This window comes from Mariniflexile fucanivorans (assembly GCF_004341235.1).
In the GTDB taxonomy this organism is placed as follows: domain Bacteria; phylum Bacteroidota; class Bacteroidia; order Flavobacteriales; family Flavobacteriaceae; genus Mariniflexile; species Mariniflexile fucanivorans.
In genome coordinates, this window is the sequence record NZ_SLUP01000004.1 from 46,976 (window position 1) to 64,899 (window position 17,924).

Below are 17,924 nucleotides of genomic sequence, written 5' to 3' on the forward strand. Positions count from 1 at the left end.
AACAGAATTTATGAGCAGCAAAAACGAATTCGCAAGTATCGCATTTGATTTACCTAAAAATCAATCAAATGTTATTAAAGTTATTGGTGTTGGCGGTGGCGGCAGTAATGCCATTAACCACATGTTCCAACAAGGCATTAAAGGAGTCGATTTTTACATCTGTAATACAGATGCTCAAGCGCTTCAAAATAGTGGCGTACCAAACAAAATCCAATTAGGACTTAACTTAACCGAAGGGTTAGGGGCTGGTGCTAACCCTCAAGTTGGAGAAGAATCTGCAGTTGAAAGTTTCGAAGATCTTTCAAATATGCTTGATACTAATACCAAAATGGTTTTCATTACCGCAGGTATGGGTGGTGGAACCGGTACAGGTGCAGCGCCTATTATTGCTAAAATGGCTAAAGATTTAGACATATTAACAGTAGGTATTGTAACAATGCCATTTCAATTTGAAGGCAAAATGCGTATTGAACAAGCGCAAATTGGTATTGAGAATTTAAGAAATGTAGTCGATTCATTAATCGTAATAAATAATAACAAACTTCGTGAGGTTTATGGTAATCTTGGTTTTAAAGCTGGATTTTCAAAAGCAGATGAAGTGTTATCCACAGCTGCTCGTGGTATAGCCGAAGTTATTACGCACCATTATACACAAAACATCGATTTACGTGATGCTAAAACCGTATTGAGCAATAGCGGAACAGCTATCATGGGGTCTGCATTGGCATCGGGTAAAAGTCGGGCGCAAGATGCTATTCGTAAAGCCTTGGATTCACCTTTATTAAACGATAATAAAATTACTGGAGCTAAAAATGTATTGCTGCTAATAGTTTCAGGATCTCACGAAATTACTATTGATGAAATAGGTGAAATTAACGACCATATTCAAAATGAAGCAGGTCATGGTGCCAATATTATTATGGGTGTTGGTGAAGATGATAGTTTGGAAGAGTCTATTGCTGTAACTATCATAGCTACAGGTTTTAATATAGAACAGCAAGATGAAATTTCTAATACCGAAACAAAAAAAGTGGTGCATTCTCTTGGAAATGAAGATTTAGATGCGAAACCTAAACCAAAAGAACCCGTTGTTATAGCTCCAATTGTCGAGTTGAAAGAAGATAAAGAGCCACCTGTAGTAAAACATACTTTGGACTTTGATATTGAAGAAGAACCTCCTATTAAATTTGAGAAACCAATTGTAAAAGAGGAAAAAATAAGCAAACCTTCAATTGAAAATAATATAGATTTAATACCAACTTCAGAACTTATAAAAAACATTAGAGTTCTTTATGAAGAATTAAGTGCAAACGATCCAGAAGAAGAAGATTTTATTATAAAACCAGTTACTAAAATGTCTAAACCAGACAAATATATAGCTGATTTTGAAGCGGTTTCTGATTATATGGAAGAAGAAAAACAAATCACATTAACGTTCGATTTGCCTTTGTCATCAAATAATAAATTTGATCTTGAAGAAGATGAAATGCCATCAAAGAAAGTTGATGATAATATTAAAAAAATAGCGGTTAATGATTATGTAGAGTTAATTCCTGTTAACGAATCAAATGAAAAAGGCGAAATGCGCTATGCCTTAGAAGATTATATTGAAGTTGAATCTTCAATGAATAAAAAACAAGTAGAAACAAAAAAAGTTATAGAAGAGTTTGATCAAGAAATAGTTTTTGAAAAGAAAGTGGTTAAAGCCCCTGTTAAAGAAGAAACTGCAGATGAAGAATTAGACCCTATGAATAGTCCTATTTCTGAAATATTGATAGAACGTGCCGAAGAACGCAGACGTAAAATGAAAGACTTCAACTATAAATTCAACAATGCAAAAATTGACGATATAGAAAGAGTTCCAGCTTATAAGCGTCAAGGTGTTAATTTAGATGAAGCAAAACATTCATCTGAAACAGATTTTTCAAGATCAAGTGTTGGAACAGATGATAATGATGATATTCAAATAAGAAGCAACAATTCATTTTTACATGATAATGTAGATTAAAAATATACTGGCCTAACTTAGTTATGAACCCGAAAAGTTTCCCTCAGCTTTTCGGGTTTTTTTAATTCTTGCGAAAGCAGGAATCTTATATATTTTAACTTAAAACTAAAGATTGAAGACTGCCTAATTTTTTTTATCTTCGCATTCTAATAAATAAAACAATGAGTTTATCACAGGATATCATGACGGCTTTAAAGGAAGCCATGAAAGCTAAAGACCAAACAGCTTTAACTGCTTTACGCGCAGTAAAATCAGCTATTTTATTAGCACAAACTGAAAGTGGTGCTAAAGAAGAATTAAGTGAAGAGCAAGAGCTTAAAATACTTCAAAAGCAAGTAAAGCAACGAAAAGATAGTGCAGCTATTTATATAGAACAAGGTCGTGAAGATTTAGCGGCACCAGAATTGGCTGAAGCTGAGGTTATCAATCAGTTTTTGCCAGAAGCGATGAGCGAAGAAGCGATTGCGCAAGTAGTTGTAGATACCATAAAAAAATTAGGCGCAGATGGTATGAAAGATATGGGTAAAGTTATGGGTATTGTAAGTCAAGAACTTGCGGGGAAAGCAGATGGCAAAACCATTTCTAATATTGTAAAAGAGAAATTGTCTTAAAAATATAAGATTCCCGCTTTCGCAGGAATAATGGCCACGTAGCTCAGCTGAATAGAGCACTGGATTTCGGCTCCAGCGGTCGGGGGTTTGAATCCCTTCGTGGTCACTAAAGGGGATTTTCTGCAAATTGCGTGGGAAGTCCCCTTTTTTATATCGTCCGAACCCCTTGAAAATAAACAGATTGCACCGAAAATTTCATTGACACTAAAAGTTCGAACTACCTTGTTTTTGAAGTCGTAGCCAATTCCGTCGGGGAACACCATATATTGTATGGCCCTTTTGGTTTTCAGATTGCCTAACTCCCACAATAAAGGCAGGTTACAGGCAAATTCAAGTGCGATTTTTATGGATTTTTTAAGGTTCGAACTGTTTATTCCCCCATTTCCCAGTTTTTTCTCCAATTCTCTTTTTTCGGTTTTTAGTTCCGGCATAAAAAGGTCGTACTGAGGTTTTGTGATTTCGTTCAGCACAACGAACCTTCTTTCCAATGTATCTATCCGTTCTTGGAGCTGGTCAAGTTCTTTGGCCGATCGTTTTTGGTCGTTAAGTGCCTCTTGGTTTTTATCAAGTAAGGTGCCGTGTATGATATCGGTCAAGGGTGCGATATATTTTTTATCGGCTATTGCAAACCTGCCCAATACATTTAAAAATTCTTCATGGAGCTTTTTGGCACTTCTGTTCTCTTTGCTGCCCTTACGCCTGTTCTTGTAATAATACAGGCCTTTTTTCTTTACGACATATCCAGTGTAGGGTGTTCCGCAAACCGAAGATCTGATAAACATTTTCAATGGCAGATTTTCATCATCGAACGAATATTTCTTAGGTGGGTCCCCGGCATGAAGTAAATTATGGATCTTAAGGAAAATTTCTTTCGATATCAGGGCTTCGTGTTTTCCCTGGATTACCTCCCCGGGAATCAGGCCATTGACCATAAGCCCACAATAGAAAGGGTTTCTAAAAAGGTCGGTCAATTTTTTTGCTTTTATGTCCAAGCCCTTTTCTTTCAGGCGTGCGGCAATTTCAACATGGGACATATTGGCGTTTGCTTTCCATAAAAAGGCTTGCTTTAGCAACCTTCCTTCTTCTGAAATCACGAAATTCGGAATCTTCCCTTTTCCCGGATTTGTATTGGTGTATCCAAATGGGTAGGCTCCCGTCCAGTATCCCCTTCGTAATTTTTCCCGCATTCCCGTAATGGATTTATCCCTTCGGATTTGGTTGTCAAAGTGGGAAAACATGTGGTACAGGTTTTCCTGGAACGTACCGGCACTTGTGGTTACATCAATTTCCTGAGTGGCCGAAATCACGGCCACTCCCTGCTTTTTTAGTTGCCCGCTTATATACGCGCCGTTCGCACCTGTTCTTGAAAATATGTCGTAGGAATAGACAATGATATAGCCAATGTTCTTTCTCCTTTTGACATAGTCCAGCATCTTTTGGAACTCCTTACGTTCATCGCTCTTTGCCGATTCATAAGTTCCCCCAAAATATTCCATTACTTCCAATTCTTTCTTAAGTGCATACTCCTGGCAATACTTAAGCTGGGTTGTTAGACTGGCATTGTTGTCAAATTGCTCTTTACTGGAAACACGGGTGTAAATAACGGCCGTATTGCTTTTTCCAATAATCCTTCCCTTTTCCTTTTTTGCAAATTGTTCAAATACATCTAAGTTCATGTGCTCCCTTTTTGGACATGGCCGCAAACTATATTGGCGAGTTCTTGAAGTTGTTCTACGGTCTTTTCCGCATCTTCTTCCAAGTAATCCTCAAAACCTTTATAAGTTTTAAGCCATGCGCTGTTGAATATTCTATTTTTCTGCTTTAGCTCAATTATTGAGTTTGACATTTCCCGTAAATATTGGCAGCTCCTTTGTCTTGTAGGTCACTACCGTATTTGTAAAAGCAGGCTTTAATTTACCTTTTTTAATTGATTGAATCCCTCTTGGAACTACTATTTTATCACATACTTATTAATTGCTTGTTAACAACTTTTGGTGTTGGGGTTGATTTTTTTCTTGAATATCCTGTTTACACAGACGATCTTCCCATTGCTCTGCTTGATTTCCAAATTTTGATAATCGTGCTGTTTCAAAACGTCAATGATACGTTCTCCAGTATTTATTCTTTCAAAACCTTCAATTGCATCAACCTCCCCATTTTTGATTATTAATTTGATGGATAGGAACCTTTTGTTGCGTATCATCTCCAATACTTGGATTTCAGAGGAAGATAATCCTGTAGATTGTAGCTTATCGATTTTTTTCATAGGTTCTGTTTTTAAGTTGTATCCAAGTGGATTTTGGTTAACGCAACCCTTGGATTCGGGCGTGCGTCCATCCGTTCATTAAACCTTATGTGTTTTCAATTTTGTTGAATTTTGGCTTGTTTGACATTTGTCAAACTTACTACCGTTTAAATCTATATAAAGGCTTTGCTGTACATGATGAAGTGTACGTTAAATTGATTGATAGAGGTTAGCGTCATTAACCAAGCGGGGTTCCTGCTTCTGTCATTTGGGGATATTTAGAGTGTTTATTTGCAAAAGGTGGTAAGCAGCTTTTCAGTAAGTTTTTACATATACTTTGTTTTCTCTATATTCAAATTGAATGTGAGCTCTACTGTAAGCCCTATCATCGATTATTTGTGTTGCTTGATTTTTTGAAGAATAGTTTGGATGCTTTATGGGGGCTTCCCCAGTCTTTTGGCAAGCCTGCTGCATTGCGGTTTCAAGATTTGGGATGACTCCGCTTCGCTCAAGGTCATCCCAAATCTTTTACCTCCATTCCGCAGACCTGCCCAAGACCGCACATAAAGACAAAGGAAACTTTAAAAAAAAGTTCCCTTTGTCTTTATTTTTCCATGCGAACCGCATTAGCATATAGTTGGTTAAGTAAAATTGAAAACAGGTTTGTAAAGAATATTTGATGGGAAAGGATTTATGCTTGAATGAGGGCGTACAAGATTTACTTCTCAAATTCGAAAACATTCATTTTTCTATTTTGTGATAAAATTATCTTGTTTCAGATTAATATTGATCCGCTTCATCCAGCACCCTAACGGGTGCTTTTTTGTGGCTAGGGAGAAAGAAGAAAAAGATGGCATTCACTTGGTTTTTAGCTATTTCATCTAATTGTATGTATATATTCACATATATATACATATATAAATATATATGACAGGTAATCATGATTTTTTCCATATTTGCAAAATGGTGGACTAACAGTCTGATTCCTTCTACCCTTTATTTTTTTCTCCCTCTCCATTTGTTTTCACATCCTTTTTTCAAAATAGTTTTGCGCTAATTACTTAAAGTTAACTTGTCAAGAATTGGAAATACATGAGGACAACGCCCATGGAAAAGCCCGCTACAAAACCACTTTACAATTTTTGGTAAATGACCCCTATAAATACTTCCAAGTGCCTGAGGCGGAAACTTCACTTAAAATAACGTTAGAGGACGTAAAACTCTGTTAATCATTTTACCGTACATTACACCATGTACGTTAAAGCCATTACATGATGTTAAATGGTGGTAGGTTTGCTATATGCCGAACAAACCACAAATAAACAAAATGAAAAGAATTTATGTAATGGATGGTGACGGAATCCAAGAGTACGTTCCCATTCACGGTCAAGACAATCAAATTCCAAAAATCGGCTTAGAACTATCTGCAAATTCATCAAATTCAAAATCAGAGGATGCGTTATTGACCATTTCAGACCTTACCGAAAAATTCTCGATTTCAAGACTAACCATTTATTTCTGGATAAAAAAAGGGCTGTTAAAAAAAATCTTCATTGGAGGCAGAGTTCTTTTTTGACCCCTAACGACATAAGAACACTTATTGATAACCAAAAGTCAGTCGGATAAAAAGCCAAAGTCAGTCGGTAGTCACGAAGCAAGCCATGTTTTTGCAAGCAAAAACTGCTCACTTCGTTCGCAGGTGCTATAAGATATCATCTCAAAATTAATAAATATGGCAAGACCGAAAAAAGATATTCAATCACTAAAGGCGATTCGCATTAATGTTAGAATGACGGTCAATGATTTTTTGATTGTATCGGATAGTGCAAATTGTTTGGGTATCGGAATCCCGGAATATATAAGAAGAAAGACAACCGGTAAGGCGATGCCAAGAACGAAAGTCACGCCTCACGATAGACAGTTGTTTGTGGCATTGAGCCGTATCGGGAACAACTTGAACCAATTGACGAAAAAGGCACATTTGGGGATGCACACCCCAAAATTGCTCCAAAAAGAATTGTTAGAGTTGAAAGAAACCATTGACCAGTTAAAGTTAAATATTGTAAATAAATGATAGCGATGGGATTGAATGGATGCCTTTTAAATTGGAACTGGAGGATAAAGACTGTTTGAAAAGGAAAAAAAGAAAAGGGAGAAAACTCTAAAACAAGATGGACATAGGGTTAATCAATGATAAAACATTAAATGCCTTGGTGGATAGCCTATCCATTGAGGAGCTGGAAGGTATTTTAGCTGAAAAGAAAACCAAATCGTGTTCCGATTACAAGCCCGAAGCCATGACAGTAGAATAGCGCTTAAAAGAATATTATAGCAAACTTTTGATTTCTACGGGCACGGTTTATCCACCGAAGCATGGGGTTAGGTAGTGCGAGTTCCGAAATGGATAACATATAAAACCTATTAGGGACGAATGATTTAGAGTATGGAGATAAATAGGGCTGATTAAAAATATACCTTAATTTTAACCTTATATTAGGAATATGCATGGAACACGAGAATCAAAGAAAAAGGCATTGTAACAATTGTATGCTTCCCTAGTTGGGAACTATTTGTTACTCAAAAGACTTCGTTCTTCCGTTAATATTTTTAAAACACCTATCGGAGCGTTTCGAGTTGCGCAGAGATTTGTTAAAAGCTGCTTTAAACGATCCTAAATCAGATTACTAAACACAAAACACCGAGGAGCAAGGAGTAATTATATTTCTGGAACTCTTGATATAAAACTAACCCGCAAACTCGAAAACTGGCACGAGTTAGATTTTTCAGACTTTATAAAAGAACTGAACAAAGCCATTAAAAAAGCAGGTGGCGCACCACTCACCAAAAAAGATGAGTTTGAATGGCTGGAACTATTTGAGGACAACAAGAAAAAAGCCCAAGAACTACAGACCCAAATTAACCAAACCGAACGGGAAATTGATGCCATGGTGTATGAATTGTATGGGCTAACGAAAGAAGAGATTGCTATTGTAGAAAACGCATAGCTCTAACTTTATTTATGGTGACGCATCATGCTGCAACACTTTTGCACAACCATTGCATCAAAAAAATAGTATCTTTGTTTCAATGAAATTTTTAGCATTCATATTAGCTATAACCTTATTGGCATTATCTGCAATGCCTTGTTCTGATGGTCAAAATTTTGAAGACCAACAGCACGAGGACATGAGTGCGGAACATAACCATCAAGAAGATAGTGATGATTCTTGTCCAATAACTTGTATTTGTAATTGTTGCGGTATCTCAATCACTTATGAGCCATTGGCAACATTTGAGTTATTAAATTTCAATAAAATTCCAACACAATTATTATCTACATATCAATCGAATTATAGATTCGATTTCCATTCCAATATTTGGCAACCGCCACAAGTTTAATGAATGCTTGCCTTTCGTCTATCGCTCAAGATTAACTTCGGCAGGTATCTTATAAATTCAAGTAACCAATAATAACTATTGGTCGCTATTCTTTATTTGTAAATTCATTATAACTATTTCTATGATTAATAAAATCATTGATTTTTCAATCAATAATAAATTCATTATTGGTTTGCTTACGCTTACCATTATTGGAGCAGGTGTTTGGAGTATGACCAAAGTACCAATCGATGCTGTTCCAGATATTACCAACAACCAAGTACAGGTTATTACACAAGCACCCAATTTAGGAACAGAAGATATTGAGCAAATTGTAACCTATCCTATTGAGGTAGCAATGAGCAACCTTCCCGATGTACAGGAAATTAGGTCAATTTCCCGTTTTGGCTTATCTGTGGTTACCATTGTGTTCGATGATGAAATGGGAACCTATCTACCTCGACAATTGGTAGCCGAAAAACTAAACGAAGTTAAAGAACAGATTCCCGCAGGTTTTGGCGAACCTTTTATGGGACCTATTTCCACAGGTTTAGGAGAAATTTATCAATATACCTTAAAGGTAGCAACAGAGTACAAAGACAAATATACCATTGCAGATTTGCGCTCTATGCAAGATTGGATTGTTCAGCGTCAAATGGCGATGGTTGAAGGTGTGGTCGAGGTAAACGCCATAGGTGGAAAAATTAAACAATATGAAGTAGCGGTTGATCCAAACGATTTAAACGCTATTGGTTTAACCATTACAGATGTCTTTAATGCACTTGAAGCCAATAATCAAAACACAGGTGGTGCGTACATCGAAAAAAACCATCAAGCCAATTTTATTAGAGGCGAAGGCTTGGTGCGAAGTTTAGAGGATATTAAAAAAATCACGGTTAAGAATATCAATAATATTCCTGTCACTATTGGTGATATTGCTACGGTACAATTTGGTTCTGCAATCCGTTATGGTGCATTGACCCAAGATGGCGAAGGAGAAGTTGTTGGTGGTTTGGTAATGATGCTTAAAGGTGCAAATTCCAATGATGTTATTGCCAATGTAAAGGAACGGATGGCTCAAATAGAAAAGTCATTACCCGAAGGTGTTATTATAGAGCCATTATTAGACCGAAGTAAATTAATAGGTGAAACAACTTCCACAGTTACCACAAATCTTATTGAAGGCGCATTGATAGTCATTTTTGTGCTTATCTTCTTATTAGGAAATTGGCGAGGTGGCTTAATAGTCGCTTCAACCATACCATTATCCTTATTATTCGCTTTTATTTTAATGAACTTTTTCGATGTTTGGGTAAACTTAATGAGTTTGGGAGCCATAGATTTCGGAATTATAGTTGATGGGGCTGTCATCATTGTAGAAAGTACTGTATTCTTAATTGCATCACAAGTCCTAAAAAAGAAACAGCTTACATCCAAACAACGAGATAAAGTTGCTTCTAATGCTTCAAAAAAGATGATGAATGCTGCGTTTTTTGGTCAGTTAATTATCCTTATCGTTTTTCTACCCATTTTAGCCTTACAAGGTATTGAAGGAAAGATGTTTAAACCTATGGCGTTGACCTTTATTTTCGCTATGATTGGCGCCATGGTACTGTGTTTAACGTATGTGCCAATGATGTCTGCTTTGGTGTTAAGAGCACCAAAAAACGATAAAAAATCCTATGGGGATAGATTTGTACATTGGGTTGAAGACAAATACCAACCTTTACTGGTTAGAGCTTTGCGAAAAGGAAAATGGGTAATTGGTATTGCGGTTGTGCTGTTCGGGATTACGGTTTTTATGTTTTCAAGAATGGGTGGCGAGTTCATCCCTCAACTTGATGAAGGCGATATTGCCTTTCACGCTATATTAAAACCCGGAAGTTCACTTACCGAAACCATTGAAACCACCACCAAAATAGAGCAGATTGTAAAAGCGAAATTTCCAGAAGTCGAAAAAATTGTAAGTCGTATTGGTGTTGCCGAAATACCAACAGACCCAATGCCAATGGATTTAGCCGATGTTTTTGTGATTCTGAAACCTAAAAGTGAATGGACAACAGCAGAAACAAAAGATGAATTGATTGAGAAAATGAAAGAAGCGGTTGAAATCGTTCCTGGTGTAAATTATGAATTTACCCAACCTATCGAAATGCGTTTTAATGAGTTACTTGAAGGTGTTCGAGAAGATATTGCTATAAAACTTTATGGTGAAGACATTGACATTCTATCCCAAAAAGCCGAAGAAATATCTAAAATCATAGCAGGTACTGAAGGTATTGGCGATATGAAAGCAGAAGCCACAACAGGTTTGCCACAAATGACCATTAATTATAACAGGAATAAATTAGCACAATACGGGCTTCAAATAAATACCCTAAATCAAACCGTACAATCTGCATTTGCAGGTGGTACAGCAGGTGTGATTTTTGAAGGTGAAAAACGCTTCGATTTAGTGGTGCGTTTAAGTTCCCAAAACCGTAAGGATATTACAGATGTTCAAAATCTATACATCAATTTACCTTCGGGTGCTCAAATTCCATTGCGTGAAATTGCAGATGTAAGCTACAAAACAGGACCCATGCAAATCAGTAGGGATAATACCAACAGAAGAACTTATGTTGGTATTAATGTAAGAGGTCGTGATGTAAAATCGTTGGTAACCGAAATAAAATCAAAATTAGATGCACAACTGGAATTACCATCAGGTTATTTTATTCGATATGGTGGTGCATTTGAAAATCTGGAACGTGCCAGCAACCGGTTACAAACCGTTGTACCTATTGCATTGTTACTCATTTTCATATTGATATACTTTGCATTAAAATCACTACCACAAACCTTAATGATTTACATAGCCATCCCAATGGCAACTATTGGTGGTGTTGTAACTTTATGGTTGCGTGATATGCCATTTAGTATTTCAGCAGGTGTTGGTTTTATTGTGCTATTTGGTGTTGCGGTTTTAAATGGATTAGTAATGATTAGTGGACTCAACGAATTAAAAGACGAAGGTGTAACCAACCTAAAAGACAGAATTGTTGAAGGTACCAAACGAAGAATAAGACCAATTATGTTAACCGCTTTTACAGATGTATTAGGCTTTCTACCAATGGCGATTTCATCATCAGCAGGTGCAGAAGTACAACGTCCATTAGCAACTGTGGTTATTGGTGGTTTGTTAACTTCAACCTTGCTTACTTTATTTGTGTTACCCATTTTATATCATTGGGTAGAAAACAAATCGTTTACGTTTAAACCGAATAAAAAGTTGGTTACAGCAACAGCAGTTTTACTTTTACTATTTGGCTTTTCAGCACAAAGTATTGCGCAAGAAGTAAACGATACAATTCCCAAAATTTCATTGCAGGAAGCTGTAAAACTTTCAAAAAATAATTATCCATTACTAAAGCAAAAGCAGTTGGAAATCACAAAACAAGAGCAATTAAAAGCGACTGCCTATGATTTTGGAACTACGCAAATTTTTACAGGTGGTGAAGAAATAAATAGTGACAATGGTATTTACACAACCATTGGTATTGGTCAATCGAATATCGATGTATTTGGTATCGGTTCAAAAAAGAAGTTGCAAGAGCAACGTATTCAATTGGCGCAAAAGGCTTTTCAACTTTCTGAATTGGAATTAGAATTGGAAGTTAAAAAAGCGTGGTCAAAATGCTATCAAATGAAACGGAACTATGATTTGTATAAAGAACTGGATTCTGTTTATTCCAAATTCGAGCAAGCTGTAGCGTTAAATTATGAAGTAGAAGCTATTTCTAAATTAGAATATTCAGCAGCAAAAAATCAAGCGTTTCAAATTCAGAATAAAAAAACACAAGCTTATAGTGATTATCTTATGGCTTTACAGCAACTTAATCTATGGTTGGTTTCAGATGAAAATTTTACGGTTTCAGATGAATTTGATACAGCTTTTGATTTAAACATTGAGTCTTTCAATATTGAAAATCATCCGTTGTATAGTATATCCCAGAATATTGTAGATGAAGCGGAAGCCAAATATAAAGCTGCAAAAGCAGATAATTTACCAAAGTTGAATTTACAAGGTGGTTTACAAAAAGTAAATGGTGATTCAGGATTTTATAGCTATCAGGCAGGTATTTCCATTCCGTTTTTATCTGGTTCAAACAAAGCACAAATTAGAAGTTCCAAAATTGATAAAGAAATAGCCGAAACCAATGTAGCGTTCAAAAAACAGGAAGTACAATCAAGATTTGTTCAGGCTAAAGAAAATTATATCAAATGGAAAACATCTTGGGAGTTTTACAAAGACCAAGTATTGCCAGTAGCAAAAGAGCAAAAAACAGGTGCGTTATTGGCATATAGAGAAGGTGAAATTGATTATACTGCATTTACGCAGTTGATAAAAGAAGCCATTCAATCCGAACTGGAAGCACAAACAGCATTAGTAAACTATTTAGAAAGCACATTTCAACTACAATATTTTAATCAATAAGACAATGAAAAGAAAAATATATAAAATCCTTACCTTAATGGTGTTAACCATTTTTGTGTCAGCTTGCGGAAATAAAGCAAATCATAACGAGAATGATGGTCATTCCCATAATGAAGAACAAAACACAGAAGTTAAGGAAGCACATAATGAAAGTGAAGAAGTAATGCTTTCACAGCAACAATTTGATGCGCTAAAAATGAAAATAGACACATTGGCATTACGTAATATGAGTGGATATGTCGAAGCAAATGGTTCTTTGGAAGTGCCACCACAAAATGAAGCGGCCATCACTACGGTTGTTGGTGCAAATGTTGTTTCAATTGAAGTTATTGAAGGTGATAAAGTCAATAAAGGTCAAGTTGTGGCTTATCTATCCCACCCAAATATTATAAAACTACAAACCGATTATCTAAACGCCTATAGCAATAGTAATTTTCTGAAAAAGAATTATGAACGTCAACAAAAGCTATATGAAGCTAGTGTAGGTTCTGGCGCTAACTTTCAAAGGGCAGAAGCCGAATATGAGGCATCAAAAGCAATTGTAAATGGTCTGGAAGCGCAATTGCGACTATTAAATGTTAATACTACTTCTATTCGGAATGGCACAATTGCACAACGCATTGCCTTGCGAAGTCCAATAGAGGGTTTTGTGCAAAACGTTGAAGTAAAAACAGGACAGTATGTAGAACCACAAACCGAATTATTTGAAATCGTAAACACGCATCACGTACACGCAGATTTAATGGTCTTTGAAAAGGATGTCTATAAAATACAGAAAGGTCAAAAAGTAAACTTTACAGTACAATCCATTCCAGATACAGAACTTACCGCAGAAATCTATTCCGTAAGCAAAACGTTTGAGGACAACCCAAAAGCAGTTCATGTTCACGCAGAGATAGAAAACAAAAAAGGCAACTTAATTCCAGGAATGTATATTCAAGGTAAAATACAAGTGGATAATACCAAAACAAGAGCATTACCTGAAAGCGCCATCATAAAAGAAGGCGAAAGATATTATGTGTTTTCAGTAGAAAAAGAAAATAACGATTGGAGTTTTAAACCCATAGAAGTCATATTAGGTACTAAGGATGGTGACTGGGTGTCAGTTCAATTTATTGAAGACGTAGAAAGTAACACACAATTTGCCTATAACAATGCTTACTACCTTAACGCAGAAATGAAAAAAGGGGAAGCAGAACACGCACATTAATTATGGATGCAACAAGAAAACAAAATTTAAAACAAGCAAGAACACTTCAAATATGGAATGTCATTTATGACGTTATTGAGGTGTTGATATCTCTTATTGCAGGGTTTGCCTCAAACAGTTCAGCTTTGATAGGTTGGGGATTGGACAGTACTATTGAAGTTATAAGCGCATCAACTTTAGGTTGGCGACTGCACGGAGAGATAAAAGGCATTGATGAAGAAAAAGTAAAAAGAAGAAAGAAAATTACACTCTACGTCATTGCTGCTTCTTTTGTATTAGTTAGTATTTTTATTACTTACGATTCTGTTACAAAACTTATCAATCAAGAAACCGCAAGCTGGAGCACTATGGGATTAATTATCTTATTGGTTTCATTGGTAGTAAACCCTATTCTTATTTATTTTAAAAGAAAATACGGTAAAAAACTTGATAGTCCAGCACTATTAGCAGATGCCAAGGATACGTTTATTTGTCTATATCAAACAGTAGTTGTGCTTTTAGGTTTGCTATTGGTCAATCAATTAGGTTGGTGGATGGCAGATCCTATTGCAGCACTTCTTATTGTTCCTTATGCTTTAAAAGAAGGTTGGGAAGCATTTAGCAAAGCAAGAAATATTAATTTTAATGAGACTAAAAAATGACAGAAATAGAAAAAACGCTCAATAGTTTTAATGTTCGTCCAACAGCAATGCGCATTTTAATCTACAAGTTTCTTACAGAAAGGAAAATTGCGGTTACGTTAAGCGACATAGAAAATGCTTTTGAAAAAGCAGATAGAACAACTTTATACAGAACGATAAAAACCTTTGAGGAAAATGATATTGTACACCAAATAGATGATGGTACAGGAATAACTAAATATGCATTATGCGAACAAGGTTGTAATTGCAATATAAAAACCGATTTGCATCTACATTTCCATTGTAATAATTGTAATGAAACCGTTTGCTTAACAGAACATAAAATCCCTCAAATAAAAGTTCCTGAAGGTTATTTGGCAGAGGATGTAAATTTGGTAGTAAAAGGGATATGCGATAAGTGCAGTAGCTAAAAATGCACTTCCATTGCACTTAATTTATCAGTATTTTTAAATATAATTAATTAAAATATACAAACAATGATACATTTAATCAATACAGAAAAAGACAATTTAATTTCAGCAAAAATTAGCGGTAAAATTTCTAAGAGTGATGTGGAAAAGATTCATCCACTTATCCATAATATTATTGAAAAAGGTAAAAAGGTAGATTTCTATTTTGAAATGGAAGATTTTACAGGTTATACCTTAAAAGGATTTTGGGAAGATATAAAAGTAGATAGCGCACACATTTCCGATTATGGAAAAATGGCATTTGTAGGCGAAAAAAAATGGCAGGAATTTGCAGCAAAAGTTACTGACTTTTTTACAAGTTCAGAGATTAAGTATTTTGATTTAAAAGATAAAGAACAGGCAAAAAATTGGATATTACAATAGATGAAAAAAAAGAAAGTTAATTTAAGAGATTTAAAACCAGATTCAGAGACCCAACATAGTCATGATGATGGTCATAATCATAGCAATACTAAAAGTGCTTCAAATTTAAAAACCTATTTACCTGCTATTTTCAGTTTTGTAATGTTAATGGTAGGTATTGCTGTAGATTATTTTGAAGCAATCCCTCAATTTTCTGGCTGGATTCGTATTATTTGGTATTTGGTAGCCTATATTCCTGTTGGTTTTCCAGTAGTAAAAGAAGGTTGGGAAAGCATTAAAAAAGGCGACTTTTTTACAGAGTTCTTTTTAATGTCTATTGCCACAATAGGTGCATTTGTAATTGGGGAATATCCAGAAGGTGTTGCAGTAATGTTATTCTATGCAGTAGGTGAATTATTCCAAAATGCAGCAGTTAATAGAGCAAAAGGAAATATAAAAGCATTGTTGGATATTAGACCAAAAGAAGCCAATGTATTTCGTGATGGTGATTATAAAAGTGTTTCGCCAGAGGATGTTAATATTGGAGAGAAAATTCAAATTCGAGTAGGTGAAAAAATCCCATTAGATGGTATTTTATTATCTAAAAATGCAGCTTTAAATACGGCAGCTTTAACAGGTGAAAGTAAACCCGATTCTATACTTGAACAAGCCAAAGTGTACGCAGGTAGCATCAATTTAGAAAGTGTTATTGAAGTTGAAGTGACCAATAAATTTGAAGATAGTTCTATAGCCAGAATATTAGATTTGGTTCAAAATGCAACAGCACGTAAATCTAAAACGGAGTTGTTTATCAGACAGTTCGCTCGTATCTATACACCAATAGTAGTTTTTTTAGCGATAGGTGTAACATTCATTCCTTACTTTTTTGTAGGTGATTATGTGTTTAGAGATTGGCTGTACAGAGCCTTGATTTTCTTGGTAATATCTTGTCCTTGTGCATTGGTAATTTCTATTCCATTGGGTTATTTCGGTGGATTGGGAGCAGCTTCAAAAAATGGAATATTGTTTAAAGGTGCTTCATTTTTAGATGCAATGACCAAGATAAATACATTGGTGATGGATAAAACAGGAACGGTTACCAAAGGTGTTTTTAAAATCAAGGACATTAAAGCTATAGGTTGGGAAGAATCTGAATTTATGAAATACTTAATGGCTATGGAAGAGCAATCCACACATCCAATAGCAAAAGCCATAATGGAGTATAAAGAAAATGGAGAAGATTTTGAAGCACAAGACGTTTCTGAAATTGCAGGCAAAGGTTTAAAAGGTATTGTAAATGGTAAAACAGTTTTAGTAGGGAATAAAGCCTTGATGTCTGCTAATAATATTAATGTTCCAACTGAAACGGAATCTATTGTAGAATCCATTGTATTAGTGGCAATTAATAACAAGTTTGCAGGTTACTGTGTAATTGCAGATGAATTAAAAAAAGATGCTAAAGAAACAATTACCGCATTACACAAAGTAGGCATTAAAAATATTATGATGCTTTCCGGTGACAAAGATTCCATTACTCAACAAGTCGCAAAAGAATTGAATATTAAAAATGCTAAAGGTGGATTATTACCAGAAGATAAATTAAACGAAGTTGAAAATTTAAAGAAAAATCCTGAAAACAAAGTGGCTTTTATTGGTGATGGTATTAATGACGCACCTGTATTGGCAGCAAGTAATGTAGGTATTGCAATGGGCGGTTTAGGTAGTGATGTCGCAATTGAAACAGCAGATGTCATCATTCAAACAGACCAACCTTCAAAAGTTGTTAGAGCCATTAAAATAAGTCGTTCTACACGAAAAATTGTTTGGCAGAATATCATTTTAGCATTTGGTGTTAAAGTTATTGTTTTGATTTTAGGAGCAGGTGGTTTAGCGACAATGTGGGAAGCAGTATTTGCAGATGTAGGAGTAGCTTTGTTAGCAATTTTAAATGCTGTTCGCTTGCAGAAAATGACTTGGGATTAAGCAGATTAGTCAATTAAACTTCTGTTAAACAAAATCATAGTTGTTAAAATTTCGTAACTTCGCAATTAATATGAAACAGTTTTTCCATAAAATAATGTCTTTAGCAATGGCTTTTGTAGTGTTATTCTCTACAATGTCATTTACTGTCAATATGCATTATTGTGGAGATAATTTAGTAGAAACTGCTATTTTTCAAAAGGCCAAAGGTTGCGGAATGGAAATGGAAAAGCCTTCATCCGAAGGATGTTCTATTACCAAGAAAAATTGTTGTGATGATGAACAATTAGCAATTGAAGGTCAAGACGAACTACAATTGCAAGTTGACAAAATCACGTTTGAGCAACAAGTATTTATAGCTTCATTTGTTTACACTTACATTAACCTTTTTGAAGGTTTAGAAAATAACGTTTCTACTTACGAAGAATATAAACCGCCACTAGTCATAAGGCAACTCTACAAGATTGACGAAACATACTTAATTTGATTTTTAAACAATAGACTGTGTTATCCTATGACAGTATAATGTCATAAGGATAATTTGCTGTATTCGGTGTTTTCT

The 17,924-nt window shown here is 35.3% G+C and carries 15 protein-coding genes, 1 tRNA gene and 1 pseudogene; 14 read left to right on the forward strand and 3 right to left on the reverse strand.

The features are described from left to right. Positions 1 to 10: 10 nt before the first annotated feature. The 3 genes from ftsZ to EV196_RS09435 all read left to right on the forward strand — a co-directional run bounded on the left by ftsZ (position 11) and on the right by EV196_RS09435 (position 2,725). On the forward strand, positions 11 to 2,008 hold the full coding sequence (gene ftsZ, locus EV196_RS09425) for a cell division protein FtsZ (protein ID WP_132217509.1): 1,998 nt from the start codon (positions 11 to 13) through the stop codon (positions 2,006 to 2,008). Positions 2,009 to 2,169: 161 nt separating this feature from the next. Next, the gene (locus tag EV196_RS09430) at positions 2,170 to 2,619 is read left to right on the forward strand and encodes a GatB/YqeY domain-containing protein (protein ID WP_132217510.1); all 450 of its coding nucleotides are present in this window, start codon (positions 2,170 to 2,172) and stop codon (positions 2,617 to 2,619) included. A 32-nt stretch (positions 2,620 to 2,651) separates the two neighbouring features. Further along, a tRNA-Arg gene (locus tag EV196_RS09435) sits at positions 2,652 to 2,725 on the forward strand. Between the two features lie 745 nt (positions 2,726 to 3,470). On the opposite strand, the pseudogene EV196_RS20130 reads toward EV196_RS09435, so the two are convergent. Both EV196_RS20130 and EV196_RS09445 read right to left on the reverse strand, forming a co-directional pair. Next, positions 3,471 to 4,295, reverse strand: a pseudogene (locus EV196_RS20130) (recombinase family protein); the annotation flags it as partial. Positions 4,296 to 4,600: 305 nt separating this feature from the next. Further along, positions 4,601 to 4,885 (reverse strand): hypothetical protein, encoded by a 285-nt coding sequence (locus EV196_RS09445; protein ID WP_132217511.1) that lies wholly within the window; start codon positions 4,883 to 4,885, stop codon positions 4,601 to 4,603. Between the two features lie 1,306 nt (positions 4,886 to 6,191). Between EV196_RS09445 and EV196_RS09450 the strand changes: the two genes are divergently transcribed. The 3 genes from EV196_RS09450 (at position 6,192) to EV196_RS19880 (ending at position 7,176) form a co-directional block, all read left to right on the forward strand. Continuing rightward, the gene (locus EV196_RS09450; RefSeq protein ID WP_132217512.1) at positions 6,192 to 6,440 is read left to right on the forward strand and encodes a helix-turn-helix transcriptional regulator; all 249 of its coding nucleotides are present in this window, start codon (positions 6,192 to 6,194) and stop codon (positions 6,438 to 6,440) included. A gap of 156 nt (positions 6,441 to 6,596) precedes the next feature. Continuing rightward, complete coding sequence (locus tag EV196_RS09455) at positions 6,597 to 6,938, forward strand: plasmid mobilization protein (RefSeq protein WP_132217513.1); 342 nt, start codon at positions 6,597 to 6,599, stop codon at positions 6,936 to 6,938. Positions 6,939 to 7,035: 97 nt separating this feature from the next. Further along, positions 7,036 to 7,176 carry a hypothetical protein gene (locus EV196_RS19880; RefSeq protein WP_165876132.1) on the forward strand — a complete coding sequence of 47 codons (141 nt, stop codon included), beginning with the start codon at positions 7,036 to 7,038 and terminating at the stop codon, positions 7,174 to 7,176. Between the two features lie 404 nt (positions 7,177 to 7,580). On the opposite strand, the gene EV196_RS19885 is transcribed toward EV196_RS19880, so the two are convergent. Next, positions 7,581 to 7,811, reverse strand: coding sequence for a hypothetical protein (locus EV196_RS19885; protein ID WP_165876133.1), 231 nt, complete (start codon positions 7,809 to 7,811; stop codon positions 7,581 to 7,583). Positions 7,812 to 7,951: 140 nt separating this feature from the next. Between EV196_RS19885 and EV196_RS09470 the strand changes: the two genes are divergently transcribed. The 8 genes from EV196_RS09470 (at position 7,952) to EV196_RS09505 (ending at position 17,849) form a co-directional block, all read left to right on the forward strand. Further along, positions 7,952 to 8,263, forward strand: coding sequence for a DUF6660 family protein (locus tag EV196_RS09470; RefSeq protein WP_132217515.1), 312 nt, complete (start codon positions 7,952 to 7,954; stop codon positions 8,261 to 8,263). A 121-nt stretch (positions 8,264 to 8,384) separates the two neighbouring features. Beyond that, complete coding sequence (locus EV196_RS09475; protein ID WP_132217516.1) at positions 8,385 to 12,719, forward strand: CusA/CzcA family heavy metal efflux RND transporter; 4,335 nt, start codon at positions 8,385 to 8,387, stop codon at positions 12,717 to 12,719. A gap of 4 nt (positions 12,720 to 12,723) precedes the next feature. Next, positions 12,724 to 13,929: an efflux RND transporter periplasmic adaptor subunit gene (locus tag EV196_RS09480; RefSeq protein WP_132217517.1), complete on the forward strand. Its 1,206-nt coding sequence runs from the start codon at positions 12,724 to 12,726 to the stop codon at positions 13,927 to 13,929. A gap of 2 nt (positions 13,930 to 13,931) precedes the next feature. Further along, positions 13,932 to 14,570 carry a cation diffusion facilitator family transporter gene (locus EV196_RS09485; RefSeq protein ID WP_132217518.1) on the forward strand — a complete coding sequence of 213 codons (639 nt, stop codon included), beginning with the start codon at positions 13,932 to 13,934 and terminating at the stop codon, positions 14,568 to 14,570. Continuing rightward, complete coding sequence (locus EV196_RS09490) at positions 14,567 to 14,980, forward strand: Fur family transcriptional regulator (protein WP_132217519.1); 414 nt, start codon at positions 14,567 to 14,569, stop codon at positions 14,978 to 14,980. Before EV196_RS09485 ends, EV196_RS09490 begins: the two co-directional genes overlap by 4 nt. 66 nt (positions 14,981 to 15,046) lie before the next feature. Further along, a complete protein-coding gene (locus tag EV196_RS09495; RefSeq protein WP_132217520.1) occupies positions 15,047 to 15,403 on the forward strand; it encodes a SpoIIAA family protein in 357 nt (118 codons plus the stop codon). Then, positions 15,404 to 17,365 (forward strand): heavy metal translocating P-type ATPase, encoded by a 1,962-nt coding sequence (locus tag EV196_RS09500; protein ID WP_132217521.1) that lies wholly within the window; start codon positions 15,404 to 15,406, stop codon positions 17,363 to 17,365. Between the two features lie 70 nt (positions 17,366 to 17,435). Next, positions 17,436 to 17,849 (forward strand): HYC_CC_PP family protein, encoded by a 414-nt coding sequence (locus tag EV196_RS09505; RefSeq protein WP_243652219.1) that lies wholly within the window; start codon positions 17,436 to 17,438, stop codon positions 17,847 to 17,849. Positions 17,850 to 17,924 lie beyond the last annotated feature (75 nt).

Bases quoted from the DNA above. Each gene is read 5' to 3' on its own strand.
- ftsZ (WP_132217509.1), top strand. From the start codon at position 11: ATGAGCAGCAAAAACGAATTCGCAAGTATCGCATTTGATTTACCTAAA.
- EV196_RS09430 (WP_132217510.1), top strand. From the start codon at position 2,170: ATGAGTTTATCACAGGATATCATGACGGCTTTAAAGGAAGCCATGAAA.
- EV196_RS09445 (WP_132217511.1), bottom strand. From the start codon at position 4,885: ATGAAAAAAATCGATAAGCTACAATCTACAGGATTATCTTCCTCTGAA.
- EV196_RS09450 (WP_132217512.1), top strand. From the start codon at position 6,192: ATGAAAAGAATTTATGTAATGGATGGTGACGGAATCCAAGAGTACGTT.
- EV196_RS09455 (WP_132217513.1), top strand. From the start codon at position 6,597: ATGGCAAGACCGAAAAAAGATATTCAATCACTAAAGGCGATTCGCATT.
- EV196_RS19880 (WP_165876132.1), top strand. From the start codon at position 7,036: ATGGACATAGGGTTAATCAATGATAAAACATTAAATGCCTTGGTGGAT.
- EV196_RS19885 (WP_165876133.1), bottom strand. From the start codon at position 7,811: ATGGCATCAATTTCCCGTTCGGTTTGGTTAATTTGGGTCTGTAGTTCT.
- EV196_RS09470 (WP_132217515.1), top strand. From the start codon at position 7,952: ATGAAATTTTTAGCATTCATATTAGCTATAACCTTATTGGCATTATCT.
- EV196_RS09475 (WP_132217516.1), top strand. From the start codon at position 8,385: ATGATTAATAAAATCATTGATTTTTCAATCAATAATAAATTCATTATT.
- EV196_RS09480 (WP_132217517.1), top strand. From the start codon at position 12,724: ATGAAAAGAAAAATATATAAAATCCTTACCTTAATGGTGTTAACCATT.
- EV196_RS09485 (WP_132217518.1), top strand. From the start codon at position 13,932: ATGGATGCAACAAGAAAACAAAATTTAAAACAAGCAAGAACACTTCAA.
- EV196_RS09490 (WP_132217519.1), top strand. From the start codon at position 14,567: ATGACAGAAATAGAAAAAACGCTCAATAGTTTTAATGTTCGTCCAACA.
- EV196_RS09495 (WP_132217520.1), top strand. From the start codon at position 15,047: ATGATACATTTAATCAATACAGAAAAAGACAATTTAATTTCAGCAAAA.
- EV196_RS09500 (WP_132217521.1), top strand. From the start codon at position 15,404: ATGAAAAAAAAGAAAGTTAATTTAAGAGATTTAAAACCAGATTCAGAG.
- EV196_RS09505 (WP_243652219.1), top strand. From the start codon at position 17,436: ATGAAACAGTTTTTCCATAAAATAATGTCTTTAGCAATGGCTTTTGTA.